21 protein-coding genes are annotated in these 25607 nt (G+C 63.3%); 9 read left to right on the forward strand and 12 right to left on the reverse strand.

Annotated elements, in window-relative coordinates; genetic code table 11:
• Nucleotides 1–747: 747 nt before the first annotated feature.
• Together msrQ and msrP are read right to left on the reverse strand one after the other, a co-directional pair.
• Nucleotides 748–1380: a protein-methionine-sulfoxide reductase heme-binding subunit MsrQ gene (gene msrQ, locus ACOXXX_RS14410; RefSeq protein ID WP_422827288.1), complete on the reverse strand. Its 633-nt coding sequence runs from the start codon at nucleotides 1378–1380 to the stop codon at nucleotides 748–750.
• 103 nt (nucleotides 1381–1483) lie between these two features.
• Nucleotides 1484–2389, reverse strand: coding sequence for a protein-methionine-sulfoxide reductase catalytic subunit MsrP (msrP, locus tag ACOXXX_RS14415; protein WP_422827289.1), 906 nt, complete (start codon nucleotides 2387–2389; stop codon nucleotides 1484–1486).
• Between the two features lie 369 nt (nucleotides 2390–2758).
• On the opposite strand from msrP, the gene ACOXXX_RS14420 reads away from it, so the two are divergent.
• From ACOXXX_RS14420 to ACOXXX_RS14435, 4 genes are all read left to right on the forward strand, one after another.
• The gene (locus ACOXXX_RS14420; RefSeq protein WP_422827290.1) at nucleotides 2759–3241 is read left to right on the forward strand and encodes a fasciclin domain-containing protein; all 483 of its coding nucleotides are present in this window, start codon (nucleotides 2759–2761) and stop codon (nucleotides 3239–3241) included.
• Nucleotides 3242–3471: 230 nt separating this feature from the next.
• A complete protein-coding gene (locus tag ACOXXX_RS14425; protein WP_422827291.1) occupies nucleotides 3472–4884 on the forward strand; it encodes a calcium-binding protein in 1413 nt (470 codons plus the stop codon).
• Between the two features lie 229 nt (nucleotides 4885–5113).
• Nucleotides 5114–7330: a calcium-binding protein gene (locus ACOXXX_RS14430; RefSeq protein ID WP_422827292.1), complete on the forward strand. Its 2217-nt coding sequence runs from the start codon at nucleotides 5114–5116 to the stop codon at nucleotides 7328–7330.
• A 295-nt stretch (nucleotides 7331–7625) separates the two neighbouring features.
• Nucleotides 7626–9752, forward strand: coding sequence for a calcium-binding protein (locus tag ACOXXX_RS14435; RefSeq protein ID WP_422827293.1), 2127 nt, complete (start codon nucleotides 7626–7628; stop codon nucleotides 9750–9752).
• Nucleotides 9753–9815: 63 nt separating this feature from the next.
• On the opposite strand, the gene clpB is transcribed toward ACOXXX_RS14435, so the two are convergent.
• Together clpB and ACOXXX_RS14445 are read right to left on the reverse strand one after the other, a co-directional pair.
• Entirely contained in the window at nucleotides 9816–12431 is a 2616-nt protein-coding gene (clpB, locus tag ACOXXX_RS14440; protein WP_422827294.1) for an ATP-dependent chaperone ClpB, read from the reverse strand.
• Between the two features lie 208 nt (nucleotides 12432–12639).
• Entirely contained in the window at nucleotides 12640–14304 is a 1665-nt protein-coding gene (locus ACOXXX_RS14445; RefSeq protein ID WP_422827295.1) for a hypothetical protein, read from the reverse strand.
• A 118-nt stretch (nucleotides 14305–14422) separates the two neighbouring features.
• Here ACOXXX_RS14445 and pyrF point away from each other — a divergent pair, with 118 nt between their 5' ends.
• Entirely contained in the window at nucleotides 14423–15115 is a 693-nt protein-coding gene (gene pyrF, locus ACOXXX_RS14450; RefSeq protein ID WP_422827296.1) for an orotidine-5'-phosphate decarboxylase, read from the forward strand.
• Nucleotides 15116–15229: 114 nt separating this feature from the next.
• Entirely contained in the window at nucleotides 15230–15541 is a 312-nt protein-coding gene (locus tag ACOXXX_RS14455; protein WP_422827297.1) for a hypothetical protein, read from the forward strand.
• Between the two features lie 110 nt (nucleotides 15542–15651).
• Here the strand turns inward: ACOXXX_RS14455 and ACOXXX_RS14460 are convergent, their stop codons facing one another.
• Nucleotides 15652–16086, reverse strand: coding sequence for an NUDIX hydrolase (locus ACOXXX_RS14460; RefSeq protein ID WP_422827298.1), 435 nt, complete (start codon nucleotides 16084–16086; stop codon nucleotides 15652–15654).
• A 65-nt stretch (nucleotides 16087–16151) separates the two neighbouring features.
• Between ACOXXX_RS14460 and ACOXXX_RS14465 the strand changes: the two genes are divergently transcribed.
• The gene (locus ACOXXX_RS14465; protein WP_422827299.1) at nucleotides 16152–17405 is read left to right on the forward strand and encodes a DNA polymerase IV; all 1254 of its coding nucleotides are present in this window, start codon (nucleotides 16152–16154) and stop codon (nucleotides 17403–17405) included.
• Nucleotides 17406–17447: 42 nt separating this feature from the next.
• Here the strand turns inward: ACOXXX_RS14465 and ACOXXX_RS14470 are convergent, their stop codons facing one another.
• The 6 genes from ACOXXX_RS14470 to ACOXXX_RS14495 form a co-directional block, all read right to left on the reverse strand.
• The gene (locus ACOXXX_RS14470; protein ID WP_422827300.1) at nucleotides 17448–17765 is read right to left on the reverse strand and encodes a DUF3775 domain-containing protein; all 318 of its coding nucleotides are present in this window, start codon (nucleotides 17763–17765) and stop codon (nucleotides 17448–17450) included.
• Nucleotides 17766–17867: 102 nt separating this feature from the next.
• Nucleotides 17868–18599, reverse strand: a complete 732-nt coding sequence (locus tag ACOXXX_RS14475) for an SDR family NAD(P)-dependent oxidoreductase (RefSeq protein ID WP_422827301.1) — start codon at nucleotides 18597–18599, stop codon at nucleotides 17868–17870.
• Nucleotides 18596–19162 carry a DUF3833 family protein gene (locus ACOXXX_RS14480; protein WP_422827302.1) on the reverse strand — a complete coding sequence of 189 codons (567 nt, stop codon included), beginning with the start codon at nucleotides 19160–19162 and terminating at the stop codon, nucleotides 18596–18598. The genes ACOXXX_RS14475 and ACOXXX_RS14480 overlap by 4 nt, the downstream gene beginning before the upstream one ends.
• 1 nt (nucleotide 19163) lies before the next feature.
• Entirely contained in the window at nucleotides 19164–20405 is a 1242-nt protein-coding gene (locus ACOXXX_RS14485; protein ID WP_422827303.1) for an MFS transporter, read from the reverse strand.
• Nucleotides 20402–21157 carry a DUF1365 domain-containing protein gene (locus tag ACOXXX_RS14490; protein WP_422827304.1) on the reverse strand — a complete coding sequence of 252 codons (756 nt, stop codon included), beginning with the start codon at nucleotides 21155–21157 and terminating at the stop codon, nucleotides 20402–20404. The genes ACOXXX_RS14485 and ACOXXX_RS14490 overlap by 4 nt, the downstream gene beginning before the upstream one ends.
• The gene (locus ACOXXX_RS14495) at nucleotides 21154–22446 is read right to left on the reverse strand and encodes an NAD(P)/FAD-dependent oxidoreductase (RefSeq protein WP_422827305.1); all 1293 of its coding nucleotides are present in this window, start codon (nucleotides 22444–22446) and stop codon (nucleotides 21154–21156) included. Before ACOXXX_RS14495 ends, ACOXXX_RS14490 begins: the two co-directional genes overlap by 4 nt.
• 134 nt (nucleotides 22447–22580) lie before the next feature.
• Here ACOXXX_RS14495 and ACOXXX_RS14500 point away from each other — a divergent pair, with 134 nt between their 5' ends.
• Both ACOXXX_RS14500 and ACOXXX_RS14505 read left to right on the forward strand, forming a co-directional pair.
• Complete coding sequence (locus tag ACOXXX_RS14500; RefSeq protein ID WP_422827306.1) at nucleotides 22581–23249, forward strand: sigma-70 family RNA polymerase sigma factor; 669 nt, start codon at nucleotides 22581–22583, stop codon at nucleotides 23247–23249.
• Nucleotides 23250–23254: 5 nt separating this feature from the next.
• Complete coding sequence (locus tag ACOXXX_RS14505; RefSeq protein WP_422827307.1) at nucleotides 23255–23899, forward strand: ChrR family anti-sigma-E factor; 645 nt, start codon at nucleotides 23255–23257, stop codon at nucleotides 23897–23899.
• Between the two features lie 93 nt (nucleotides 23900–23992).
• Here the strand turns inward: ACOXXX_RS14505 and lpdA are convergent.
• Nucleotides 23993–25607 (reverse strand): dihydrolipoyl dehydrogenase (gene lpdA / locus ACOXXX_RS14510; protein WP_422827308.1); only part of this gene is annotated, 1615 nt, incomplete at its 5' end.

Genomic DNA, 25607 nt, shown 5'->3' on the forward strand with positions numbered 1-25607 from the left:
GCGCGATATGCAGGTGTAAGTTCATCGAATGAACCAAACCGCCCACATATCTCTTCAGATACTTGCGATTTCAAAGAGCGTAGAGGACAAAAGTGACTGAGTGCGCCCTAACTTCTTGGCGCGCCCCGCCTCGATTACCTCTGATTTTGTCTTACGTCTCGTTTCCGTCTGTCTGCGTTTCCGCTTCCGTCTGGCCCGTCTGGCGTCCCGTTGTGCGCCTCAGCGCCGCCGGTGAGGGGGGTTCTACGGTTTGATGGGTGGGTCCGCAAGCGCTTTTTTACAGAAACGTCGCATTTTTTTGGATTTTCTGTATTCGTTATATTTTTCAAATACTTACATGTGCACTTTTTTCGTAAATCAGGCTTTTTCCGCGGGTCGCGCCCGCCTGACCACGGGTAAATTGCTGCGGCGCGGCGGCGACTCTCTACCAGATTTTGCGTTCTCCACAGGGTTATCCCCTATGCGACCCCGAACGGGGACCAAATCACCCGTGAATCGCCGCCGCGATTCAGCCGATTCCGCCCGCCCCCGAAGCGATTCAGGGGGCGACCCTCCGAAATTTTCGCTCTGGGGGGCAAATTTTTCGCGGAATCGGCGGAATCGGCACCGCCGGCCGGTCCGACTCGTGCCTGATTCCGGGCAACAGGCGAGTCGGGTCGCCATTTTCCCGGGCAGCGTAAGAAGAATTCGGGGGAATCGCATCGGATCACCGTCTTCAGGCCCGGAATCGCGCCTGGCGGTCGGGGCTCAGGCCCGCGCCATCCGCGACTCGCGCCGCTTTCCGGGCCAGCGCAGCGCCAGCAGCACAACGATCGCACCAAGATAAAGCAGCGGTTCGATCTGAAAGCCCTTTACCAGCATCACGTAGTGAATCGCCCCCAGCAGCACCGCGCCATAGGTCAGCTTGTGCAGCGTCCGCCACTTCGGCCCAAGCCTGCGCACCGACCAGTTGTTCGAGGTCAGCGCCAGCGGCAACAGCAGGGCAAAGCCTGCCATGCCGACCGTTATATAAGGACGCTTCAGGATATCGGCCCAGATCTGGCTGAGGATCTGAACGTCCAGCACCAGCCAGACCAGCAGATGGGTGAGCACATAAAAGAACGCGACCAGCCCGATCATGCGGCGGAACCGGATCAGGTTCACGCCCAAGTGCCGCCGCAGGGGCGTGATGGCCAGACCGGCCACCAGGAACTGCAGTGCCAGTTCGCCCAGCTTGTGTTCCAGCGCCTTGATCGGCTCGACCCCCAGCCCTCCGGTGAGTCCCAGATAGAAGAACCAGATCCCCGGCACCGCACACAGTATATATAGGGGCCAGATCGGCACCCTGCGTGCGCCGCGGTAAATGGCGTCGGCCAGGCGGGTCATCGACATCGCGCTCATTGGGCCGCCCCCGCCCCGAAATCCGCGGCCGTCCACCCCTCCGACAGGGGGTTACGGACCTGTTCAACAGGCGGACACGGGGGGAGCTTGGCGGCGCGGAACATCAGAATTTCTCCGACAGGTCGATGCCGTCATAAAGGCTCGCGACCTCTTCTTCGTAGCCGTTGAACATGAGCGTCGGCTGGCGCCGGGAAAACAGCCCGCCGCCGATCCGGCGTTCGGTCGCCTGCGACCAGCGCGGATGATCCACCTCGGGGTTCACATTGCTGTAGAAGCCGTATTCCCGCGGGTTGGCCTTGTTCCAGCTGGTGGGTGGCTCTTCTTCGGTCAGCGTGATGCGGACAATCGACTTGATCGATTTGAACCCGTACTTCCACGGCACCACCAGCCGCAGCGGCGCGCCGTTCTGGTTGGGGATCGGCTTGCCGTAGATGCCGGTCGCTATCAGGGTCAGCGGGTGCATCGCCTCATCAAGGCGCAGCCCTTCGACATAAGGCCAGTCGAGCACCGGCCGCGACAGGCCCGGCATCTGGTCCGGGCGGTTGGCAGTCTGGAACGCCACATACTTCGCGCCCGACTGTACACCGGCCATCTGCAGCAGGTCGGCCAGTTCGAACCCGTTCCAGGGCACGACCATCGACCACGCCTCGACACAGCGGAAGCGATAGATTCGCTCTTCAACACTCATCTGGTCCATGATGTCCGCAAAGGCATAGTCGCCGGGTTTGTCGACCAGGCCATCGATGGTCACCGACCACGGGCTTGTCACCAGACTTCCCGCGTACCGGGCCGGATCGTCCTTGCCGGTGCCGAACTCATAATAGTTGTTATAGCTGGTGATCTCTTCCCAGGTGTTGGGCTCCAGCGCCTCCTGCGCTTCGGCGCGAACGCCCAGCGTACCCGCGATCGTGCCAGCGGCCAAACCGCCAAGCATCTGGCGGCGGTTCAGGAACAGCCGTTCGGGTGTCACGTCGGCGTGGGTCAGGTCGTTGGTCCAGCGAAATGCCATGACGGCCTCCTTTTACTATTGTTTCAATAGCTAGGCCCTGTGGCGGCATTCTCAAAACCACATCGACTCACGTTGCCGTGCCAGCCCTGTAACGTTTGATGGGCGGCCTTGGGTCCGCGTGGCCGCTGACCGGCCCCGACACAGGGCCGTGCCCCCTGCCCCAAGGCGGCAGGAACAGCCGTGTGATCACGCGGGCCTGACGCCCGTTCACATGAAATTCAGTGGAAATCCAAACAGGCCGAGGCTTAGGCGACTGCGCGATTTGTCAAACCCGTCTGGCGGGAATCCGCACTGATCCAAAGGCCATTCCGATACGTTCCCTTCCCGATGTCACAACGCATCAAGCAACGTGAAACTAGGAGGACACTCATGTTCCGCAGAACTTATCTCGCCCTGACCGCCGTCACTCTGATGGCAGGCACTTCCGCCTTTGCGGCAGGCCATTCCAAGGACATCGTCGACACCGCTGTCGAGGCTGGCACCTTCACCACCCTCGTCGCCGCGGTCGAAGCCGCCGATCTGGTCGAAACGCTGAAAGGCGACGGCCCGTTCACCGTTTTCGCACCGACCGATGAAGCCTTTGCCGCCCTGCCCGAAGGCACGGTCGAAACGCTGCTGATGCCCGAGAACAAGGATCAGCTTGTGTCGATCCTCACCTACCACGTGGTGCCGGGCAAGGTGATGTCGTCCGACCTCAGCAACGATATGTCGGCGACCACCGTTCAGGGCTCTGACGTGACCATCATGACCGAAGGCGGCGTGACCGTCGGCGGGGCCAATGTGACGACGGCAGATATCGAAGCGTCCAATGGCGTGATTCATGTCATCGACGCGGTGATCATGCCCGAGTGATTTGAACAGTTTGCCGCAGGGCCGGTCATTGTCTCGGCCACGGAAACCAAATGCGGCGCCCAATGGGCGCCGCAGCCTTATTTGGACAGAAAATTAACACATTCTTTGCGCTGCGCGCCGGGCGCGTGGTATCTCCTTTGAAAAACAACACAAAAAATGTGGCGGAAACCAGGCAAGACGGATCGGGCAGTGGGTGTGGGGTAACACCGACTGCTTGAAGGACGACCAATATGCCAATTGAATTCGGAACCGCCGGCGCGGATTCCCTGACCGGAACCGCCGTGCGCGATGTCTATGACCTGCTCGGGGGGGACGACTACCTGATGGCCGCCAACGGCGCCGATCTGGTCTGGGGCCGTGACGGCGACGACACCATCCTGGGCGGCAATGGCAGCGACGTGGTCTATGGCGGTGATGGCAATGACAGCCTGATCGGCGCCTGCGGGCACGACACGTTGTTCGGCGATGCCGGACGCGACTACCTCAGCGGCGGCAATGCTGACGACGTGCTTAACGGCGGGGCGTATCACGACATCCTTCTGGGCGGGAACAACAACGACCTGTTGATCGGCGGCTCTGGCAACGATCAGCTTGATGGCGGCCAGGACGAGGACACGCTGGAAGGCAACAGCGGCGATGACACGCTGAACGGGGGCAAAGGCAATGACACGCTGACCGGCGGTGACGGCGCGGACATCTTCGTCATTGGCGGCTGGCAGTCTGGCCGCGATGTCTTTACGGATTTCACCGTTGGCGAAGACCAGATCGACCTGCGGATCATCACCGTGTCTGACATCTCACAGATCGGGGTCGAAGCCACCGCGGACGGCAGCCGCCTTCTCCTGCCCAATGGCAACTGGGTGGACCTGCCCGGCGTTGATCCCGCCAGTCTAAGCAATGATGATTTCCTGTTGGCGCCGCCCCCCGATACCCTTGCAACGTCCGACAGCGGCGACCGGATCATAGGCACGTGGATGGGCGACAACATTGTCGCCGGTGGCGGGTCCGACCGGATCGAAGGCAAACAGGGCGATGACACAATATCTGCTGGCGAGGGACAGGACACGGTCCGCGGCGGTAGCGACGACGACCTGATCAACGGCGGCTCTGGCGACGATCAGATCCTGGGCGACAATGGCGACGACACGCTGTTGGGTGACGCCGGTAACGACAAGCTGGTCGGCGGCAGCGGCAACGATTCAATGGAAGGCGGCAACAAGAACGATCGTCTCTATGGCGACGAGGGCGACGACGAGCTTTTTGGTGAGAACGGTAACGACAGATTGTATGGCGGGGCGGACAACGATCATGTCGATGGCGGCGCAGGCAACGACAAGATGTGGGGTGATGCCGGCGACGACGTCATGGTCGGCGGCTGGGGCCGGGACATCATGGATGGTGGCGACGGGGCCGACACCTTTGTGTTTGAACTGCGGTCGGGCGACGACACGATCAACAACTTCGTCGATGGCGAGGATGTGCTGACCGTGTCCGGGTACGAAGGCTATGGCGTCACGTCTTTTGACGATCTGGTCATCGAACAGGTCGGCGCCGACACGGTGATCCACTTCAACGACTGGAATTCAGTCACGCTGACCAATACCGACATGTCGCTGATCACGGATGCCGATATCCTGTTCTGATCCGAATGTTTCCCAACAATTGACAACAGCCCGCCAATCGGCGGGCTGTTTCGCATTTGCAGCGCCGACGCCGCATCGCCGCCCTATTCCTTAAAATTAACCACGAATTCTTCGCAAACAGACCGCTGAATGGCCTTTCGGCCTGATCATAGCTCGCCACTGGCGGTGGCTCGGTCACAAAGATCATGGGGCCGCCTCGATACTTGACCAGTTCAGAAGAGGCACTTGAATGACCATTGTAACCGACATCGAAGGCAGTCCGTACCAGACGATTACCCCTGGCGACACGTTCCTTGCCGATCTCGCCGTAGGCGACGGCGATAATTTCAACATCACGGGGATGACGGCAGGCAACACCTACACCTTTACCGTCACGGGTCTTGATCCGGCGGATTCCTACCGCATCGCGCTTTATTCCGGCGATGCCTACATCAACTTCGAAGGTGACGGCATGGGCCCGATCTCGGGCCATGACGTCTATACCTTCAACCGAACCGACACCTCGCTCACCTTCACCTACACCGCACCGAACGACGGCGACGATCTGTTCATTCTCGAACGCACGACATCCGGCCCGGCGGCATCCGTCGGCGTTTCCGTTCTGGTGCAAGAGGGCGACCTGGTCGGCCCGACCGAAGACGATGATCGTCTGGTCCTCAGTGATGCAGGTGGCTCGCTGGATGGCCTTGCAGGCAATGACACGATCCTGGCCGGGACAGGCGACAGCCACCTGATCGGCGGCGCAGGTGAAGACGATCTGAGAGGCGGTACCGGCAACGACTCACTCGACGGCGGAGCGGATGACGACATTCTGAGCAGCGATACCGGCAACGACACACTGGACGGCGGCGCGGGCAACGACAGCCTTTATGGGTCGGCAGGTGATAATCATCTGCTGGGCGGCGATGGCGACGATGAGCTGAATTTCAATTTTGGCAACAGCACCGCAGAGGGCGGCGACGGCAACGACCACATTTCCACCAACATCGGGACAGGCCTGATGCTGGGCGGTGCGGGAAGCGACACGATCTTTGGCGGGCGCTTTGACGACACCATCAACGGCGGCACCGGCAACGACTGGCTGATGGGAAACTATGGCAACAACCTATTCATCTTCGAGGCCGACAGTGGCCAGGATACTATTTCCGCTTTCTACATTTCGCCTGGAAACAGGCTCGACGTCAGCGCGCTTGGGATTACCAGCTTTGACCAACTCGACATGATCGTGGCACCTGACGGCTTCTCTACCCTCCTGACGTTCAGCCCCGGGAACACCGTTCTGATCGAATCCATCCTGCCCTCGGACCTGACCGCAGCCAATTTCATCTTTGCCGACGCCCCCCTGCCGGATCCCGAACCGACCGGCGGATATTCCGTCCAGGGCGATGACACCGCAGAGTTATTTACCGGCGACAATAGTGACGACAGTATCCACGGCGGTGGAGGTGACGACACGGTGCTTGGTGGGCAGGGCGACGACGGCCTGAACGGCGGTGACGGCAACGACAGCGTCAACGGCGGCGATGGCTTCGACGACCTCAAGGGCGGTATCGGCGACGACACGCTGGATGGCGGAAAGGACGACGACACGCTGGATGGCGGCGACGGCAACGACCTGCTTCAGGGCGGGTTCGGCAACGACGAAATGACCGGCGGCGCGGGCGCGGATGTGTTCCAGATCATCCCGAACAACGGCGTCGACGTCATCACCGACTTTGCCGCAGGCGAAGATCGGATCGACCTTTCGGGCATCGGCATCACGGACAGCGCGCAGCTGTCGGTCAGCCAGTCGGGGGCCGATACGGTGATTGACCTCGGCAACGGCAACAGCGTGACGCTGACCGGCGTGGATGCCGCGGGCATCGACAACAGCTGGTTCATCCTTGCCGACTCCGCGCCCAACCAGGGCGGCGCGGGCAACGACAAGATCTTCGGCTCGGGCTTGGGCGATACGATCCTTGGCGGTGACGACAAGGACCGGCTCATGGGCGGCGATGGCAACGACTCGCTCTATGGCGAAAAGGGGAATGACAAGCTCTACGGCGGCGGCGGGGCCGATCTGCTCGACGGCGGCAACAACAACGACCAGTTGTTCGGCGGTGACGGCGGCGACGGCCTGATCGGCGGACAGGGCAACGACAAACTCTTTGGCGACGCGGGTGACGACACGCTTGACGGTGGCCGGGGACGCGATGTGATGGAGGGCGGCGCGGGCGCGGACACCTTCGTGTTTGGGGCCAACAACGGCGTCGACACGATCACCGACTTCGAAGACGGCGCCGATGTCATCGACCTCACCGCGCTGAACCTGTCCGGCATCGGCGACCTTGCGATCAGCCAGAACGGCGGCAATGTGGAAATCTCGCTCGATGGCTCCTTTGCCAATACGATCACGCTCATCGGCACCGATATCGCCGATGTCGACGGGGCCGATTTCCTGTTCTGAGCGACGGCCTGCGACCGTCCGGTCGGGGCCCCGTGGCATCGCTCCGGATCGGCCCGGTTTGGCCGACTGCAAATCACCTGTATGGCCCGCCCTTCCCGGCGGGCCATTACCGTTGCGGGGGTCACACGGCCCACCGCCTGGCAGCCCAAATCCTGTCCAAAATGACCACGCAATTAACCTTAATGCAGCGAAAAAATGCCCGAAGTTCCGGCTACTTACTGCGGCAAGCGGCTGTGCCGCATCTCGCGTCAGCGCCCAAGGTCAACAGTAAAAACACGCTTCAGAAGGACATTCCATGCCCCTGATTTCAGAGATTGCAGACGCTCCCTATCAAACTGCGCCTGCCCAGTTCATCGCGATAGGCGACACCTTTCAGACCAACCTGACCGCGGGCGACGGCGACACGTTCGGCATTACCGGGATGACGGCGGGAACAACCTATACCGTCACGGTCACCGGGCTGGACGCGGCCGAAGACTATCAAATGCGCATTGCCGGGATCAGCTCCTACGTCATTTTCTCCGAAAACGGCTGGACTTCGGGGATGAACCAATCCGGACCGATCCAGTTCGCGGGAAGCGACACAAGCGTCTCCATCACCTTTACCGCCGCCTTCGCCGGTGACGGCAGTTTTGACATCGCCCGCATCAATGCCGGTCCGGCGGCATCCGTTCAGGCCTCGATCAGCATCGTCGAAGGAAACCTTGTCGCAGCGGGCGACACCAATGACTACCTGAGTTTTGGTCATGATGGAGTCGTGGTGGAGTCTCTGGGCGGCAACGATACCGTCTCGACCGGAAGCGGCAACGACACGATCGACGCCGGTCCGGGCGACGACCGGGTCAGTGCGGGTCAGGGCGACGATTCGATTACAGCGGGCGTCGGCAATGACACCGTTTTCGGTGACTATGGCAACGACACGATCAATCTTGGCGATGGCGACGATTTTGGCTCGGGCCAAGCCGGCAACAATCTGATTCTGGGCGGCGCGGGCAACGATACGCTCCAGGGGTGGCTGACCGACGACACGCTTGTCGGCGGCACCGGCGACGATCAAATGAACGGGTTTCCCGGCAACGACACCTACGTGATCGAGGCCGACAGCGGCAACGATATCATTCAGGGCTTCATGTCGGGCGTTAATGTCATCGACATCAGTGCGCTTGGCATTTCGACCTTTGCCCAGATTGATATGGTTCAGGACGGCCCGCACACCGTCATCACCCTCAGCCCTGGCAACACGATCACGCTCTGGGGCTATCAGATGGTCGACCTCACCGAAGCCCACTTTGTCTTCGGCGAAGCCTCGGTTGACGTGGCCGAAACCCTGACCGGAGGCAATGGCGACGACAGCCTGTCGGGCGAAGGCGGCGACGATACGCTGCTAGGGGCCAATGGCAACGACAGCCTGGATGGCGGCGACGACAACGACAGCCTGAATGGCGGCAATCAGGATGACATCCTGCTGGGCGGCGCGGGCGACGACACGCTGGACGGCGGCAAGGACAATGACACACTGGATGGCGGCATCGGAAACGACTTGCTGCTGGGCGGCTTTGGCGACGACCGGATGACCGGCGGCGCAGGCAACGACAGCTTTGCCGTCATCGCCAACGGCGGTGCGGACCGGATCACCGATTTCACCAGCGGCGCGGACAGAATCGACCTGACGGCGCTTGGCATCAGCGACATCTCGCAGCTTGCCATCAGCCAGGCGGGCGCCGATGCCGTGATCGACTTTGGCGGCGGCCACAGCTTGACCCTGAGCGATGTCACAGCGACGGCGCTGACCATTGCCGACTTTGTGCTGAGCCCCGCCCCCGCGGCCACCAGCACCGGGCCGGATACCGTTCAGGGCAGTCTCGGCGACGATATCATCGAATCCGGCGCGGGCGACGACAAGGCCTATGGCAACGGCGGCGCAGACGACATGACGGGCGGCGACGGGCGCGACACGCTGGACGGTGGTGCAGGCAATGACACGCTGGACGGCGGACAGGGCAACGACCATCTGCTGGGCGGCAGCGGCGCCGACGTCCTCTCGGGCGGCAACAACAACGACCGACTTTATGGCGGCGCGGATGGCGATGTGCTCTCGGGTGGACAGGGCAACGACAAGCTTTACGGTGACGCCGGCGCCGACACCATCGATGGTGGCCGCGGCCGCGATGTGATGACCGGTGGTGCGGATGCGGATGTGTTTGTGTTTGCGGCCAACGCCGGCATCGACACGATCACCGATTTCGAGGATGGCACCGATCTGATCGACCTGACCGCACTGAACCTTGGCGGTATGGGTGCGCTGACGTTCAGCCAGATCGGCGGCAATGTCGAGATCGGCTTTGCCGGGTCGTCAACCGATACGATCACGCTGATCGGCACCGATATTGCCGACCTCGACAGCAGCGATTTCCTGTTCTGATCGGGCCAGTGGCATCAAAAAAGGCCCGCCGAACCGGCGGGCCTTTCGTCGTTCAGGCCGGGATCAGTGGACTACGGCATCGTCGGGCCGGGGGCGGTTGCTGGCCGCAACCGTGTCCCCGATGATCAGGCCATCGGCACCCGCGGTGACGGTGATCGCGTCACCATCCGACACGTCGCCCGCCAGCAGCATTTCGGCCAGCGGATCCTGCAGACTGCGCTGGATCACCCGCTTCAGGGGCCGCGCGCCGAACACCGGGTCAAAGCCTTCGTCGGCCAGCCATTTCAGCGCCGCGTCGTCCAGATCCAGCGTGATCTTGCGCGCCGCCAGCCGCTTGAGCAGCCGCGCCATCTGGATCGTCACGATGCCGGTCATATCCTCTCGGTTGAGCCGATCGAAGATGATCGTCTCGTCCAGACGGTTCAGGAACTCGGGGCGGAAATGCGCCCGCACCGCATCCATCACGTCGCGCTTGGCCTGGGACGCATCCGCGCCTTCTGCCATCTGCGACAACGCCTGCGACCCAAGGTTCGAGGTCAGCACGATCAGCGTCTGCTTGAAATCGACCGTGCGGCCCTGACCATCGGTCAGCACCCCGTCGTCCAGCACCTGCAACAGCACGTTGAAGACATCCGGATGGGCCTTTTCGACCTCGTCGAACAGCACGACCTGATAGGGTCTGCGCCGCACCGCTTCGGTCAGCACGCCGCCCTCGTCATAACCGACATAGCCCGGAGGGGCGCCGATCAGACGCGCGACGCTGTGCTTCTCCATGAACTCCGACATGTCGATCCGCACCATGGCGTTGTCGTCGTCAAAGAGGAACTCCGCCACGGCCTTGGTCAGCTCGGTCTTGCCGACGCCGGTGGGCCCGAGGAAGAGGAACGACCCGAGCGGCCGGTTCTCGTCGTTCAGACCCGCACGCGCACGGCGCACCGCATTGGCGACGGCCCGAACCGCCTGGTCCTGCCCGATGACGCGCTTGTGCAGGCCGTCTTCCATCCGCAGCAGCTTTTCACGCTCGCCTTCCAGCATCTTGGACGTGGGAATGCCGGTCCAGCGCTCCACGACCTGCGCGATCTGTTCCGGGCGCACGGCTTCCTCGACCATCATGTCGCCTTCGGCGGTTTCCGCTTCACCCAGCTGTTTTTCCAGCTGCGGGATGACGCCGTAGGACAGCTCTCCGGCCTTGGCCAGATCGCCGTTGCGCTTGGCGATATCAAGCTCGGCGCGGGCGTGGTCCAGCTGTTCCTTGAGCTCGCGTGCAGCGCCCAGTTTGTCCCGCTCGGCCTGCCACTTGGCGGTCATCTCCGACGCCCGCTCCTGCAGCTCGGCCAGCTCTTTCTGAAGCTTCTCAAGCCGGTCCTTGCTGGCCTGATCGTCCTCTTTCTTGAGCGCCTCCTGCTCGATCTGCATCTGCAGGATGTTGCGGTCCAGCTGGTCCAACTCTTCGGGCTTGCTGTCCACTTCCATACGCAGACGGCTCGCGGCCTCGTCCATCAGGTCGATGGCCTTATCCGGCAGGAACCGGTCAGTGATGTAGCGGTGGCTCAGCGTTGCCGCGGTCACAAGGGCCGAATCTGAAATCCGCACGCCGTGGTGCAGTTCGTACTTTTCCTTGATGCCGCGCAGGATGCTGATCGTATCCTCGACCGTCGGTTCCTGCACCATGACGGGCTGGAATCGCCGGGCCAGGGCCGCGTCCTTTTCGACGTGCTTGCGATATTCGTCCAGCGTCGTGGCGCCCACGCAGTGCAGTTCGCCCCGCGCCAGCGCAGGTTTGAGCAGGTTGGACGCGTCCATCGCGCCATCGGCCTTGCCCGCGCCCACAAGCGTGTGCATCTCGTCGATGAAGAGGATGATCTCGCCGGCCGCCGCTGTGACCTCGTTCAGGATCGCCTTCAGACGTTCCTCGAACTCGCCGCGATACTTCGCACCCGCGATCAGCGCACCCATGTCGAGCGCCATCAGCTTCTTGTTGCGCAGGGATTCGGGCACGTCACCGTCGATGATCCGCAGGGCAAGTCCCTCGGCAATCGCGGTCTTACCCACGCCCGGTTCCCCGATCAGAACGGGGTTGTTCTTGGTCCGACGCGACAACACCTGCATCGCGCGACGAATTTCCTCGTCGCGGCCGATGATCGGGTCGATCTTGCCCTGCTCCGCCGCTTCGGTCAGGTCGCGTGCGTACTTCTTCAGCGCGTCATAGCCTTCTTCGGCGTTGGCGCTGTCGGCGGTGCGGCCCTTGCGGATGTCGTTGATCGCCTCGTTGAGTTTTTGCGCGGTGACGGCCCCGGCGTCCAGCGCCTCCTTGGCGGGCGATTTGACCATGGCCAGCGCCATCAGGATGCGTTCGACCGGCACAAAGCTGTCGCCCGCCTTCTTGGCGATCTTCTCGGCCTCGTCGAGGACCCGACCTGTGCTGCTGTCCAGGTAGACTTGCCCGGAATCGCCACTAACCCTGGGAATTTTTCCCAAGCGTGTGTCATTGGCCTGCGCCACCCGGTCGGCGGCACCTCCGGCGCGGGCGATCAGGTTGGCGGCGAGCCCCTGTTCATCGTCCAGCAGTGCTTTCAATATATGTTCCGGGCTCAGCCGCTGGTGGCTTTCCCGCATGGCGATCGTCTGTGCGGCTTGAATGAACCCGCGCGACCGCTCCGTGAACTTCTCCAAGTTCATGGCTCTCTCCTTCTCTGAAGCGCCCGATATGGATTTGGCAACGCCTGACTTTGCAGCACGTCCCGGGTCGGGCCTCTGGGGAAAAGATGGGGGGCGGGGATGTCACATTCAAGTCCGGGAATGCTGTATTGCACAGTGACCTTTCCCCAGACGACAAAGGCGCGGCCCCATCGGGACCGCGCCTTGTTCTCGTGTCATGCCAGTCGCCTTAGTCAGAGCCGGAGACGACCCCTTGGCTGGCTTTCGACAGGGCGTCAAAAGCCTTGGCGGCGACCGCGGCTGCTTCTTCCGCGGCTTTGGTCGCTTCATCAGCAGCTACTGCGGCTTCCTGAGCGGCTTCCATCGCCTTGGTGGCGGCATCGGCTAGCGCTGCCATGTTGTCCTCGGACATCGCGCTTGAGTCAGAAGCGTTGGCGCTTTCTGACCCTTCTTCGGTCGAATTGCTGTCCGATGCCTCGGCGCTTTCTGCCGACTCCGACGTGCTTTCTTGATCAGAGGCAGCAGCGGTGTCGTCGCTGGCGGTATCATCCGACGATCCTTCATCCGATGTGCTGTCGGATTCAGATGCTTCGCTATCGGACGAACCGGTTTCAGCGGAGGCGGTTTCGGAAGCTGTCGTGTCAGATTCTTCGCCAGACGCGCTGTCGCTCGAAGAAGCGTCAGATGAAGTTTCGTCACTTGCGGCGTCGTCGCTCCCCGAAGAAGAGGCATCGGCGCTCTCGCTTTCACCTTCAGCCGAGTCACCCGAGGCGGTCTCGCCTTCACTCTGCTCCGACTCGGTCGCGTTCTCGCTGTCAGAGGACGCCTCGCTGCTGTCGGCGCTGGAGGCGGTTTCGGTGTCGGCAGAGTCGCCTGATGCAGAGGCTGCGGTGTCTTCACCCTCCGAAGTGCTCTCTGACCCGTCGTCGCTCTCAGTGGCTTCGGCGTTTGCAGTCTCTTCCGACGCTGCGTCACCTTCGGAGCCCGATGATCCGTCGGAGCCGGACTCTTGCGATCCGGACGAAGCGCTGCGGGTGGTAGCACTGTCGTTCGACGATTGATCGCTTTCGGTCGAAGACGCGCTGTCTTCTTCGCTCGTGTCGGACTCGCCACCCGCATCGGTCGATGCGGCAGTGTCCGTTCCTTCCGCGCTGTCACCTTCACCCTCAGTGGCGCTCGCGTCAGCGGTTTCCGCGCTGTCGCTTTCCGAACCAGAGGATTCTGCCGCGGCATCGGCGCTCTCGCCCGAAGTGTCCCCGGTGTCTGCGGCTGCAGTTTTGCTGTCCGTCGTATCAGACGACGTTTCGCTGTCCGAAGAACCGGACTCGGCGGTTGCTGCCGCGTCATCTTCGCTGTCGCTGCTGGAAGCGTCTTCCTGGCTGCCGGAGCTTTCGTCGCCCGATGCATCCGCGCTCGCCTGATCGCTTTCGCTTTCATCCGCCGCGTCAGAATTGCTGTCGTCCGATCCGGCACCTGCCGAGGCTTCTTCGCTGTCGCCTGCGGTGTCGCCGGACGTACTGTCGGCCGACTCGCCCTCGCTGTCGGCCCCTTCGGATTGCCCCTGCTCTTCATTCGCGGCCATTTCGGTTCCACCCGAACCTTCGGAAGAAGCGTCTTCGGCTGCGGAGCCCGAGGACGCTTCTTCGCTTTCGGACATCGACGCGGCTTGCTGCGTCTCGGACCCGTCGTCACGGGTTGTCACCATGACAGCAGCAATGGCGAGGAAGACGGCAAAGGACGTTCCCGCGGCAATGGCAGGAAAGCTGGCACCGCCGCCAGTTTTTGCGGGCTTGCTGTCAGTTGTCTTGGCGGCGGCGCTGTCCGTCTTGTTCTTGTCGGTCTCGGGCGAGTTCTGGTCTGTCTCGGGGCCGTTGTCGTTCATAATGTCCTCCATCGGGCTTGGAACCGGGCAATCAGTTACGTTGCAAACCCCCCACACTGGATAATGTTCCGGACTTAGGCTAACCGACGGCGAAAGCCCGCCCAGTCCAACCGCCAGAAAAGGTCGCCCCATGTCCGATGATCGCCTGATAGTCGCCCTTGATGTTCCCAACGCGCTCGCCGGTCTGGAGCTCGCGGAAAGGCTGGGGGACTCGGTTTCGTTCTACAAGATCGGCCTTGGCATGCTGACCGGCGGCGGTCTGGCCTTGGCGAATGAACTCAAGCAGGATCACGGCAAGCGCATATTTCTGGACATGAAGCTGTTCGACATCGGCGCAACGGTCGAGGCGGCGGTCCGGGGCCTGACGCAGTTCGATCTGGATTTCCTGACCGTCCACGGCGACCCGCACGTGGTGCGCGCCGCGATGCAGGGGGCGGCGGGATCAGGCACGCGGATTCTGGCGGTGACGATTCTGACCTCGCTCGACCGGACCGACCTGGACGAGGCGCTGATGGCGCCCGGCGACATGGCCGACCTCGTGCAGACCCGCGCGGGCAAGGCGTTCGATGCCGGGGCCGACGGAGTTATCGCCTCACCGCAGGAGGCGGCGCTGATCCGTGCCCTTCCCGAGGCGTCGGGCAAGCTGATCGTCACCCCTGGCGTCCGCCCCGCTGGCGCAGACGCGGGCGACCAGAAACGTATCGCGACACCGGCGACCGCGCTCAACGGCGGGGCCGATCATATCGTGGTCGGCCGCCCCGTCTGGAAGGCCGCGGACCCTCGCGCGGCAGCACAAGAAATTGTGGCCGAACTCCCCAGATAAACGCAACATCTGGTAGATTTCGTCACCTCAACCACAATTTTTTTGCGCTCAAGGAAACTTATCCACAGGCTCGGACGTTAACTATTCAATAACCATCGAATGAGGTTTCGAGCTATGACACAGACGAAAACGCAAATCGGCGACGTCACGTATAATGCTTCTGCCCAAGCCTTTGAGGCGCTGGTGACCTTCTACACCGATGCAGGGCGCGTGCGCGTGGCCGCAAGCTATCCCGCCGCCCTGAATGCCAGCTTTTCCGATATCAACGACGGGCTTTGGCACAATGCCATCCGCAATCTGGACGCACCCGATGCGCTGCAGGCGCGGATGCAGGCTAAGCGGACACAGACGGCCCGCGATACACGTGACATGCCGAAACTGCCGAACTGGCTGCGCATCTTCGACTATCATCGCCGCGCCGCCTGACCCGGTTTCCTGAGATGCACAACGGAGCGACGACCAGCCTGTCCCGCTGAGCTCCGTTTGCGACCGGCGCCTGCCGGACTGCGCCTGCCCATCCCCGGCAGGCGCATTTTTCATGTCTGGTGCTCAGCGAGGTAGAGGCGCAGCATGTCGCGGAAATGCGGGATCGCATCGCCGCGTTCAAGGAAAGCAGCCGGCGCCATCAGCGTCCAGCTTGTGCCTTCGCTGCCAAGGTGCACGTCGGTCACCCGGGTTTCGGGCAGATGCGCCGCAAAGAACCAGTTGCGCCCGGCGTCTGCCTCGCGCGCGTGGCGCCAGACCAGCGACGCCTTCGTGACGGTCAGCCCGACCTCTTCGCGGGTTTCGCGCAAAGCGCAGTCTTCGGGGCTCTCATCGCCTTCGCGCCCGCCGCCGGGGAAATCCAGAAATCCCGGCCAAGGGATGCCTGCCTTGTCGTCGCGGCGGATCACCAGCAATCGCGGCCCCAGGAACAGCATCAGCTTCGCACCGCGAAAGGCCGCTTGGCCTGTGGCATGGTGATCGGTCATGGCAAAGGCTCCGCCGGGTACATATACTGTGGCGCAGATAATCCTCTCTGCCCGGATTGCGACCCATGCCCGCCCTTTGCCGCGATTGCCTGACCCGGTTCGATGACGCCCCGCGCTGTCCGGCCTGCCGCAGCCCGCGCATTACCTCGCATCCCGAACTGTGGGATCTTTCCATCGCGCATATGGATTGCGACGCCTTTTACGCCTCTGTCGAAAAGCGTGACAATCCGGACCTTGCCGACAAACCGGTGATCATCGGCGGCGGGCGGCGCGGGGTTGTATCGACGGCCTGCTACATCGCGCGGATCCGCGGCGTGCGCTCGGCCATGCCGATGTTCAAGGCGCTCGCGCTCTGCCCCGATGCGGTGATCATCAAACCGCGGATGCAGGCCTATGTCGACGCATCCCGCGCGATCCGCGCGATGATGGAGGAACTGACCCCCGCCATCGAACCGCTGTCGCTGGACGAGGCGTTTCTGGACCTGTCAGGCACCGCACGCCTGCACGGCGCGCCGCCCGCAGTAATGCTGGCGCGGCTGGTCAAACGGATGCGCGACGAACTGGGGCTTACCGGGTCCATCGGGCTGTCACACAACAAGTTCCTGGCGAAGATCGCGTCGGACCTCGATAAGCCACATGGCTTTTCGGTCATCGGCGCCGCCGAAACGCAGGATTTCCTGCGCCCGAAACCGGTGCGCATGATCTGGGGCATCGGCCCCGCCGGTCAGGAACAGCTTGAGCAGGCGGGCATCCGCACCTTCGAGGATCTGTGGCGCTGGGACCGGCGCGATCTTGCCGCGCGGTTCGGCTCCATGGGCGACCGGCTTTGGCACCTGGCGCGCGGCATCGACAAGCGCGCCGTGTCGCGCAATGCGCCGATGAAATCCATTTCGAACGAGACGACCTTTCACGAGGATACCAGCGATCCGGAGATCCTGGATGGACACCTGTGGCGAATGTGCGAAAAGGTGGCGGACCGGGCCAAGGCCAAGGATCTGGCGGGCCGCGTCGTGACGCTGAAGCTCAAGCGCGCCAATTTCGCGCTGCTGTCGCGCCGGGTGGCTTTGCGCGACCCCACGCAAATCGCCGATCGGATCTATCGTACCGCGCGGGGCCTTTTCGACCAGGTCGGCGATCAGGGGCCCTACCGACTCCTGGGCGCGGGCCTGTCAGAGCTGTGCCCCGCCGCAGACGCCGACCGCTCTGCCGATCTGCTGGACCCGGACGCCGCCCGCCGGACCGAGGCAGAGCGTGCCACCGACGCCATCCGCCACCGCTTCGGCCCCGATGCCATCCTCAAGGGCCGTGCCCTGCGCTGAGGCAGCCCGGAACCTTGCGATGGATGCACAGGGTGTCGCGCCTCACATCAGCGCGTCTTCGGCCTCCACCGCCGACATGCCCAGCAGGTCCATCCCGGTTTCGATGTGATCGGATGCATGCGGCGTGCCGATCAGGTAATCGGCCGTCGGGGTCGATGCCTCGCGCAGCGCGGTGTCAAAGGCCTCGGCGAATTCGTCGGCATCGAATGTGCCGCGCCCGATCCACATGATGGCCACAAGCTCGGCCTGCTCGTCCTCGCTCATCCGGTCGATGAAGGCGCGCAACTCGCCTTCGGCCCGGTCCAGTTCGCGCGACATCAGGACGACCTGCGCCAGCGCCCGCGTGGAAATGAAGTTCATTCCGGTTCTCCTCGTTGACTCTACAGCCACGATGGCCCGTCGGCGAACGCCACGCCTTGATCTTGCGCAAATCGCACAGGGTTTCGCGCCGCATGGCAGAGGTCAGGAGAAGATGCGGTAGTAAAGCCAGTCGGGCAGGAACTGGGAGCCGCGGAAGACCCAGGAAAACACCATCGGAAAGCTGCGTTTGAACCGGTCCGATCCCATGTGTTCAAAGTAGATGCGCGCGGCCTCGTCCGGTTCCATGATGAAGGGCATCTTGAAATCGTTCTTGTCGGTCAGCCGGGTCTTGATGAAGCCCGGGTTGACCAGCTGCACCTCGACCCCGGTTTTGCGCAGGTCGCAATACATCGATTCCGCCAGCACCATTACAGCCGCCTTCGACGGCGAATAGCCGATTGCCCCCGGCAGACCGCGAAAGCCCGACAGGCTGCCCGTCAGCACGATATGCCCCTTGTTGCGCGCCACCATCGGCGGCACGACGACCCCCATCAGACGGGTGACGCCGGTAAAGTTGACGTCGGCCATGGTGTTGACCTTTTCGGCATCCCATTCGTCCGCGCCGAACGGCCAGTAGACCCCCGCAAGCTGCACCACGCCGTCGACCTCGCCGATCTTTTCGGCGGCCTTGGCAAGCCCTTCTGCATCGGTCACATCGACAGGCACGACCTCGGCCGGGCCGGGCAGGTCGTCGGCCAGTTTCTGCAACGCCTCTTCGCTGCGGGCCGACAGCACCAGCGACACACCGGCCTTCGACATGCGCCGCGCCAGCGCCTCGCCCAGACCTTCGCTGGCGCCCACCAGCCAATAGCGTTTTCCTTTCCAGGTTCTCATGCTGTTTCCTTCTTTCGCATGGTCGCCACAAGCTCCACCACGCGGATGCCGAACTTGCGAAATTGACTGCGGTTCACGATGGTGCCGTTGGGGGCCAGGTACATCCAGTCCACCGCGTCCAGCACGTGGCCGCCTGCATCTTCGGGCAGGCGCAAACGGTAGCGAAGCTGCACGCTCGGCCCGCTTTGGGTTCCGCGCCCGACACCTTCGACGTCGTCGGCGCGCGCCTCGATCGCGCCATCCTGGCCGATCTTCAGGCGCCATTCGCGAAACTGCACCTCGCCATTGTCGTATTCGAACCGTTCGCGCATGACGCCGCTGTCGCCGTCCCAGCTGGCATCGAAATGCCCTACGAAACGCGACTGCACGCGCCCCATCGGCCCGTAAATCACGCCTTCGCACAGGATGGGGCCGTTCAGGTCACGCTGCAGATCAAAGCTTGGCCCACCGGCATCCGCGTAATCGGTTGGCGTTTGGGACAGGAAGCCAAAGTAGCGGTGCCTGAGAAACACCAGGAACAACATCACCACCATGCCCGTCATGATGAAAAGGGCCGGTTCCATGTCACTGATCCTCTTTGATTGGGGTGGCCGCCAGCAGCGCCAGCGCCACCAGTTTCAACACGCAGGGCACAAGCGCATAAAGCAAGCTCAATGTCCAAAGCGCCTGTGCCGAGTTTTGGTTCCCAGAGACGAACCCTGCCGCCTCTAGCGTAGGAAGTAGGGCGACAGCCGCAAAAGCCAGCGTGAACTTCGACACGAAGGACCAGAGCGCAAAGCCTTCGGTGGCATTGGGCGCGACCTTTTCCATGCGCCGGGCAAAGATCGCGGGCAGCAGTGTCATGTCGGCGCCAAGCGCCGCGCCCGAGGCCAAACAAATGATCGCGAAGGGCAGCGTATCGCCAGCCCCCAGCGTCAGCGCAAAGCCGAAGGCGACGATCGACAGCACCATCGCACAAAGAAGCGCGCGCTTCGATCCGATCCGTTCGGCCAGCATGCCCCAGGGCCCCGCCGCCGCCGCGGCGGCGACGAAGAACAAGAGCAGCAGCGGTCCTTCCCAGCCCTCGGCCTCGAGCCGGCTTTCCACGAAGAACAGGAACAGGGTCGAGGTGACGGCCACGGGGGCCGCGTTGGCCAGCGCCACAAGCAGCAGGCGGCGCGACACGGAATCGCGCAGGACCGGGCCGAACCCGCCCGATTCAAGCTCGATCGCGCGGCCCCATTCGGGCCGGATCATCATTGCCGCGATACCGCAGAAGATTGCAAAGACCACGGCAAACCCCGCGAAGGGGGGCCAGCCCAAGGCCTCGAACCCCGCGGGGATCACTGAGGCGATGCAGACCCCGATCAGCGCCCCGGTTTCGCGCCAGCGTGCCAGCCGCAAATGCCCCGAGCCGCTCTGGTCAAGCTCTGACGCTTTGGCGACGCCGCGGGCGTAGAAATTGATGGTCAGAAAGCTGAAGCTGGAAAACACCAGCGTCAGCATCCCTGCGAACCACCAGATTGGCGCGATCGGCGGTGTCACGGCGAAAAGCCCGAACATCGCCACCGCCATCACCGCCACCGCCGCACCCACCGCCAACCCCTGCACCCAGCGCAGCGCCTCGGCCAGCCGTCCGAGCAGCGGGTCCTGCACCACGTCGATCAACCGCAGCGCAAAAAGCACGGTTCCCAGCGTCGCGAGGCTGACCGCGTATTCGTCGACGTAGAATTTCGGCGCGTGGATGTAGATGGGCAGGCCCGCAGCCGCCAGGACGCCCGCGAAAACCGCGAAGGCGGGCAGGTTCTGCGCGCGCGCGGATGTCACCGCGACACGTCCGGCCCCGGCGGTTCGGGGCGCGGGCGATAGCTTGCCCCCTTGAGCCAGAGCTTGAGCGCCTGCCAGTGAATGAGCCCCAGCACCCGGCGCGATCCCAGCGGGCGGCGCAGGGCGGCGCGCAGGATGCCTGCGGTGCTCAGCCGTTTGCGCGGGCCGGTCAGGGTGGCGATCAGACCCTCTTCGCCTTCGGAAAAGTCGATCCAGATGCCGATACGGTCGTCGCGGATGTCAAAGCGGAAGACGTAGCCACCGGCGATGTCCTGAAACGGCGAAACGTGGAAGATCTTGCGCGCGGTCAGACGGTCCTGCGGGCCGATGGGCGTGCCGTCGTCCTTGGCGCAAAGATAGGAATGCCGGTCGCCGAAGGTGTTGGTGACCTCGGCGATCACCGCCCGCAGGCCGCCGCCCTCATCATGCGCAAGCCAAAAGGACACCGGGTTGAAAACATGGCCCAGCATGCGCGGCTGCGCCAGCAGCATCAGCGGCCCACCGGCGCGGATCTGATGCGCCTGCAATACCTCGCGCGCCCAGGCTGCACCGCGCCCCTTGCCCGGCGGCCCGCCGTGATCGCTGTCCTGCAGGGATGTCAGGTTCGCGGCATTGCGCGAGAAAAGCCTCGGACCGGTGATCCGCGCCTCTGCATCCAGCAGAACGAAATCCACCGAGTAGCGAAAGGCGTTGGCAATCGCCCCCTTGCGCCCGTGATAGGTGTGGCCCGCGATATGATCGACATGGCTCACGCTGCCACCGCCGCCGCGCGGGCGCGCAGCCCCGTCACCACGTCCACGGCCGACGACAGCCCGTCCTCGTGAAACCCGTTCTTCATCCAGGCGCCGCAGAACCAGGTGCGGTTGTCGCCGTTCATCTGCGCCACCAGTCCCTGCGCCTCTAGCGCGGCAAGATCGTACACCGGATGGCGCAGCACACATTCGTCATAGATCAGTTCCTCGCGGATCGGGCGGGTGGTGTTCAGCGTCACGAACATCGGATCGTCCTGCGGAATCGGCTGCAGGCAGTTCATCCAGTAGGTAAGGTCGATCTTGTCGCTCAGCTTGTTGTCGGCCTCTGTATAGTTCCAGGATGACCAGCAGACCCGGCGTTTCGGCATGACGTCGGCATCGGCATGCAGCACCACCCGGTTGGGCTGATAGCCGATGGCACCAAGCGCCCACCGCTCCATATCCGTCGGATCGGACAGAAGCCGCAGCGTGTCGTCGGAATGGGTGGCAAAGATAACCTCGTCAAAGCTTTGCCAGTCCGCGCCTTCCACCTTGACGTCTGCGCCCGCAGCATGGCGGCGAACAGCCTGGATCGGAGAGCCAAGCCGCAGCGTGACACCCTGCGCCCGCATCGCTTCGCCCAGGCGCCGGACGTACTCCACCGATCCGCCCTGCACCGTGTACCACTGGTGCTGCCCGGTATGGTGCAACAGCGCGTGGTTCTCGAAGAACTGCACCAGCGCATGCGCCGGGAAATCCAGGATCTTCTCGGTCGGGGTCGACCAGATCGCCCCGGACAGCGGCAGAAGGTAGTAATCGCGAAACCAGTCGCCGGTGCCCAGATTGGCCAGAAACGCGCCGAGCGACAGGCTGCGGTCGCGCGATTCCTCCAGCGCGCGGGCGTTGAAGCGGACGATGTCGCGGACCATGCCCAGGAACCGCGGGTTCGCGGCATTGCGCTTTTGCGCGAACAGCGCGGGCAAGGACGCAAGGCCGTACTCCAGACGTCCCCCCCTGAGCGAGGCGGCAAAGCTCATGTTCGATTTCACCACTGGCACATCCAGCGCGGCAAATAGCTTCGCCATGTGGGGATAGTTGGCGTAGTTGAACACGATGAAACCGGTATCGACCGGCTGATCGCCGCGCTTGCCCGCGATTTTGGTGCGCGCATGCCCGCCCAAGCGCGGCTCTGCCTCGAACAGCGTGACATGGTGATCGTCGCCCAGCATATGCGCCGCCCCCATGCCGGAAATTCCTGCGCCGATCACGGCAATGTTGCGCGGCGCGGCGGCCCGGGCTTCAAACGGCATGTACTGGCTTACTCCTGACGGCAGTCATTGATGGTCTGTTTCAAGAGATACGGCTGTCACATCCGCCTGGATGAAAAAAGAAAAAGAATACCGCCGCAGGTGATCCGGCTGCGACCGCTGCGCGTACACCTCTCATGTTCCGCAGTCCCGACCCCCTTTTCGCATATGCCCGCGACGCCGTGACAGTTGTCAATGCGCACGCGATCGGCGACCAAAGGGACAATGACAGGGCAGGACCAAATCTCGTGAACGGGTCAGAACCAGACTCCCGGCCGCAGTGGGTGGATCACCTGATCCGCATCCGCGACAGCAAGGACGAAGACGCCTTTGTCGCGCTCTTCGGCCACTTCGCGCCGCGGGTGAAGGGGTTCCTGATGCGCTCGGGCACCGACGCGGCCCTGGCCGAGGAATGCGCGCAGGAAGTGATGGTGACGGTGTGGCACAAGGCCCACCTCTTCGATCCCTCCCGCGCAAGTGTGGCGACGTGGATCTTTACCATCGCCCGCAACAAGAAGATCGATGTGCTGCGCAAGCAGCGCCGCCCCGAACCCGAGGATCTGCCTTGGGGTCCCGAGGCAGAGCCTGACCAGGCCGATGTCCTGGCCCTGCAGGAAGAAACCGAACAACTGGGGGCGGCCATCGCCGCCCTGCCCGCGAAGCAGCGGGAATTGATCGAAAAGGCCTATTTTGGCGACCTCTCGCATTCCGAGATTGCCGATGTGACCGGCCTGCCGCTGGGCACGATCAAATCTCGGATCCGACTGGCGCTGGACCGCCTGCGCCACGCCATGCAAGAGAAGTGACCGCCATGATAAAACATCACCTGACCCCCGAACTGCTGATGAGCTATTCCGCCGGCACCCTGCCCGAGGCGCTGAACCTTGTGGTGGCGGCCCATGTGTCGATGTGTGACGCCTGCCGCGCCGAGGTCGAAGGATACGACGCGGTGGGCGGCACGCTGCTGGACCGCGACGGTGGCGACGGGGTTTCCGAAAGCTGCCTGACCGGCGCTCTGGGCCGGATTCGCGCCGATGCGCCGGTATCGGCGGACACGACGGTCAAAGCCGCTGATCCCCGCGTTCCGGCACCGCTGGCGGCCTATATCGGCGGGCGGCTCGAGGATGTGAACTGGCGGCCGGTCGGCATGGGGGTGAAACAGGCGATTCTTGCAACCTCGCCCGAGGCGACGGCGCGGCTCCTGTACATTCCCGCAGGCACCGCCGTGCCCGATCACGGGCACCGCGGCATCGAGGTGACGATGGTGCTTCAAGGCGCGTTCGAGGATGAGGACGGCCGCTTCGCACGTGGCGATGTCGAGGTCGCCGCCGAGGACCTGCAGCACACCCCGGTTGCCGATATCTCCGAGGACTGCATCTGCCTGGCCGTCACCGACGCGCCGCTGCGCTTCAAGGGGCTGTTGCCCAGGCTGGCCCAGCCGTTCCTGAAGATCTGATCCGCCGCGAGGAAAGACCGCAAGGGCTTGAGGAGCGGCGGCACCAAAGAAAACGGGCCCCGCAGGGCCCGCTTGTGTCATCCAGCACCAATCTCAGTGCTTTTTCTTTTTTGGCGGCATGAGGTCGGTGATTGTGCCTTCGAACATTTCGGCGGCGAAGTTGACGGTTTCCGAGAGGGTCGGGTGTGGGTGGATCGTGTGTCCGAGGTCGACGGCGTCGGCGCCCATTTCGATGGCCAGCGCGGCCTCCGAGATCAGGTCGCCCGCGTTGGTGCCGACGATGCAGCAGCCGATGACGCGGTCATCCTCGGGGTCGAAGAGGAGCTTTGTCATGCCTTCGCTGCGGCCGTTGGACAGGGACCGCCCCGATGCGGCCCAGGGGAAGACGCCTTTTTCGTATTTGACGCCCTGAGCCTTGGCCTCGGTTTCGGTGAGCCCGCACCAGGCGACCTCGGGGTCGGTATAGGCGACCGACGGGATGAGCTTCGCGTCGAAGAACCGCTTTTCACCGGCACAGACCTCGGCCGCGACCTTGCCTTCGTGCACCGCCTTGTGCGCCAGCATCGGCTGGCCCACGACGTCGCCGATGGCGAAGATATGGCTGACACCGGTGCGCTGCTGGTTGTCCACGGCGATAAAGCCGCGGTCGTCCACAGCGACCCCCGCCGCCTCGGCGTCGATCAGCTTGCCGTTGGGCTTGCGGCCCACGGCCACCAGCACCTTGTCGAACGTGTCGGTGGATTCTTCGCCCTTGTCGTCCTCGAACGTCACCTTGAGCCCGCCTTTCTGGGCCTCGACGTTCTTGACCTTGGTCTTGAGCAGGATGTTCTCGTACCGGCCCTTGATCCGGGTCATCAGCGGCTTGACCACGTCCTTGTCGGCGCCGGGAATGATCTGGTCCATCAGTTCGACGACCGTGACCTTGGACCCCAGCGCGTCGTAGACGCAGGCCATTTCCAGACCGATGATGCCGCCGCCCAGAACCAGCATCCGTTTCGGGATGTCCTTGAGTTCGAGCGCGCCGGTGCTGTCGATCACCCGCTCGTCGTCATGCGGGATGAAGGGCAGCTCCACCGGCTCGGACCCGGCGGCGATGATGCACTGGTCGAAGCTGACGGTCTTGGTGCCGTCATCGCCCTCGACCTCGATCATGTTGGGGCCGGTGAACTTGCCATAGCCCTGCACGACCTGCACCTTGCGCGCCTTGGCGAGCCCGGAAAGCCCCCCGGTCAGCTGGTTGACGACGCCGTCCTTGAAGTCGCGCAGATCGTCGAGCTTGATCTTGGGCTTGCCGAAGCTGATGCCGTGGCTGCCCATCTCCTCGGCCTCGGTGATGACCTTGGCCACGTGCAAGAGCGCCTTGGACGGGATACAGCCGACGTTGAGGCAGACACCGCCCAGGGAGGGGTACTTTTCAATGAGCACGACGCTCTTGCCCAGATCCGCCGCACGGAAGGCCGCGGTGTAGCCGCCGGGGCCGGAGCCCAGAACGACAACCTCGCCATGCACATCGCCCTTGCCCGACGCGGTGCCCGAGGCGGCCACGGATTTCGGGGCTTCCCTGGGCGCCTCATCGGCCCCTTTCGGCGCCTCCTCGGCCTTGCCGTCATCGGCGTCGGCGCCTTCGAACACCATGATGACCGATCCCTCGGACACGGTGTCGCCTTCGCTGACCTTGATCTCCTTGACCGTCCCGGCGGCGGGCGAC

Origin of the sequence: Thalassococcus sp. BH17M4-6, assembly GCF_049323015.1 — a bacterium.
In the GTDB taxonomy this organism is placed as follows: Bacteria; Pseudomonadota; Alphaproteobacteria; order Rhodobacterales; family Rhodobacteraceae; genus Puniceibacterium.

What these genes read in the sequence shown, in the direction of transcription:
- ACOXXX_RS14420 (WP_422827290.1), top strand. Translation starts at nt 2,759, where the DNA reads ATGTTCCGCAGAACTTATCTCGCCCTGACCGCCGTCACTCTGATGGCA.
- ACOXXX_RS14460 (WP_422827298.1), bottom strand. Translation starts at nt 16,086, where the DNA reads ATGACCGATCACCATGCCACAGGCCAAGCGGCCTTTCGCGGTGCGAAG.
- ACOXXX_RS14465 (WP_422827299.1), top strand. Translation starts at nt 16,152, where the DNA reads ATGCCCGCCCTTTGCCGCGATTGCCTGACCCGGTTCGATGACGCCCCG.
- ACOXXX_RS14500 (WP_422827306.1), top strand. Translation starts at nt 22,581, where the DNA reads ATGTTCCGCAGTCCCGACCCCCTTTTCGCATATGCCCGCGACGCCGTG.
- ACOXXX_RS14455 (WP_422827297.1), top strand. Translation starts at nt 15,230, where the DNA reads ATGACACAGACGAAAACGCAAATCGGCGACGTCACGTATAATGCTTCT.
- ACOXXX_RS14435 (WP_422827293.1), top strand. Translation starts at nt 7,626, where the DNA reads ATGCCCCTGATTTCAGAGATTGCAGACGCTCCCTATCAAACTGCGCCT.
- ACOXXX_RS14475 (WP_422827301.1), bottom strand. Translation starts at nt 18,599, where the DNA reads ATGAGAACCTGGAAAGGAAAACGCTATTGGCTGGTGGGCGCCAGCGAA.
- ACOXXX_RS14430 (WP_422827292.1), top strand. Translation starts at nt 5,114, where the DNA reads ATGACCATTGTAACCGACATCGAAGGCAGTCCGTACCAGACGATTACC.
- ACOXXX_RS14445 (WP_422827295.1), bottom strand. Translation starts at nt 14,304, where the DNA reads ATGGAGGACATTATGAACGACAACGGCCCCGAGACAGACCAGAACTCG.
- ACOXXX_RS14495 (WP_422827305.1), bottom strand. Translation starts at nt 22,446, where the DNA reads ATGCCGTTTGAAGCCCGGGCCGCCGCGCCGCGCAACATTGCCGTGATC.
- ACOXXX_RS14425 (WP_422827291.1), top strand. Translation starts at nt 3,472, where the DNA reads ATGCCAATTGAATTCGGAACCGCCGGCGCGGATTCCCTGACCGGAACC.
- ACOXXX_RS14470 (WP_422827300.1), bottom strand. Translation starts at nt 17,765, where the DNA reads ATGAACTTCATTTCCACGCGGGCGCTGGCGCAGGTCGTCCTGATGTCG.
- msrQ (WP_422827288.1), bottom strand. Translation starts at nt 1,380, where the DNA reads ATGAGCGCGATGTCGATGACCCGCCTGGCCGACGCCATTTACCGCGGC.
- ACOXXX_RS14480 (WP_422827302.1), bottom strand. Translation starts at nt 19,162, where the DNA reads ATGGAACCGGCCCTTTTCATCATGACGGGCATGGTGGTGATGTTGTTC.
- ACOXXX_RS14505 (WP_422827307.1), top strand. Translation starts at nt 23,255, where the DNA reads ATGATAAAACATCACCTGACCCCCGAACTGCTGATGAGCTATTCCGCC.
- clpB (WP_422827294.1), bottom strand. Translation starts at nt 12,431, where the DNA reads ATGAACTTGGAGAAGTTCACGGAGCGGTCGCGCGGGTTCATTCAAGCC.
- pyrF (WP_422827296.1), top strand. Translation starts at nt 14,423, where the DNA reads ATGTCCGATGATCGCCTGATAGTCGCCCTTGATGTTCCCAACGCGCTC.
- msrP (WP_422827289.1), bottom strand. Translation starts at nt 2,389, where the DNA reads ATGGCATTTCGCTGGACCAACGACCTGACCCACGCCGACGTGACACCC.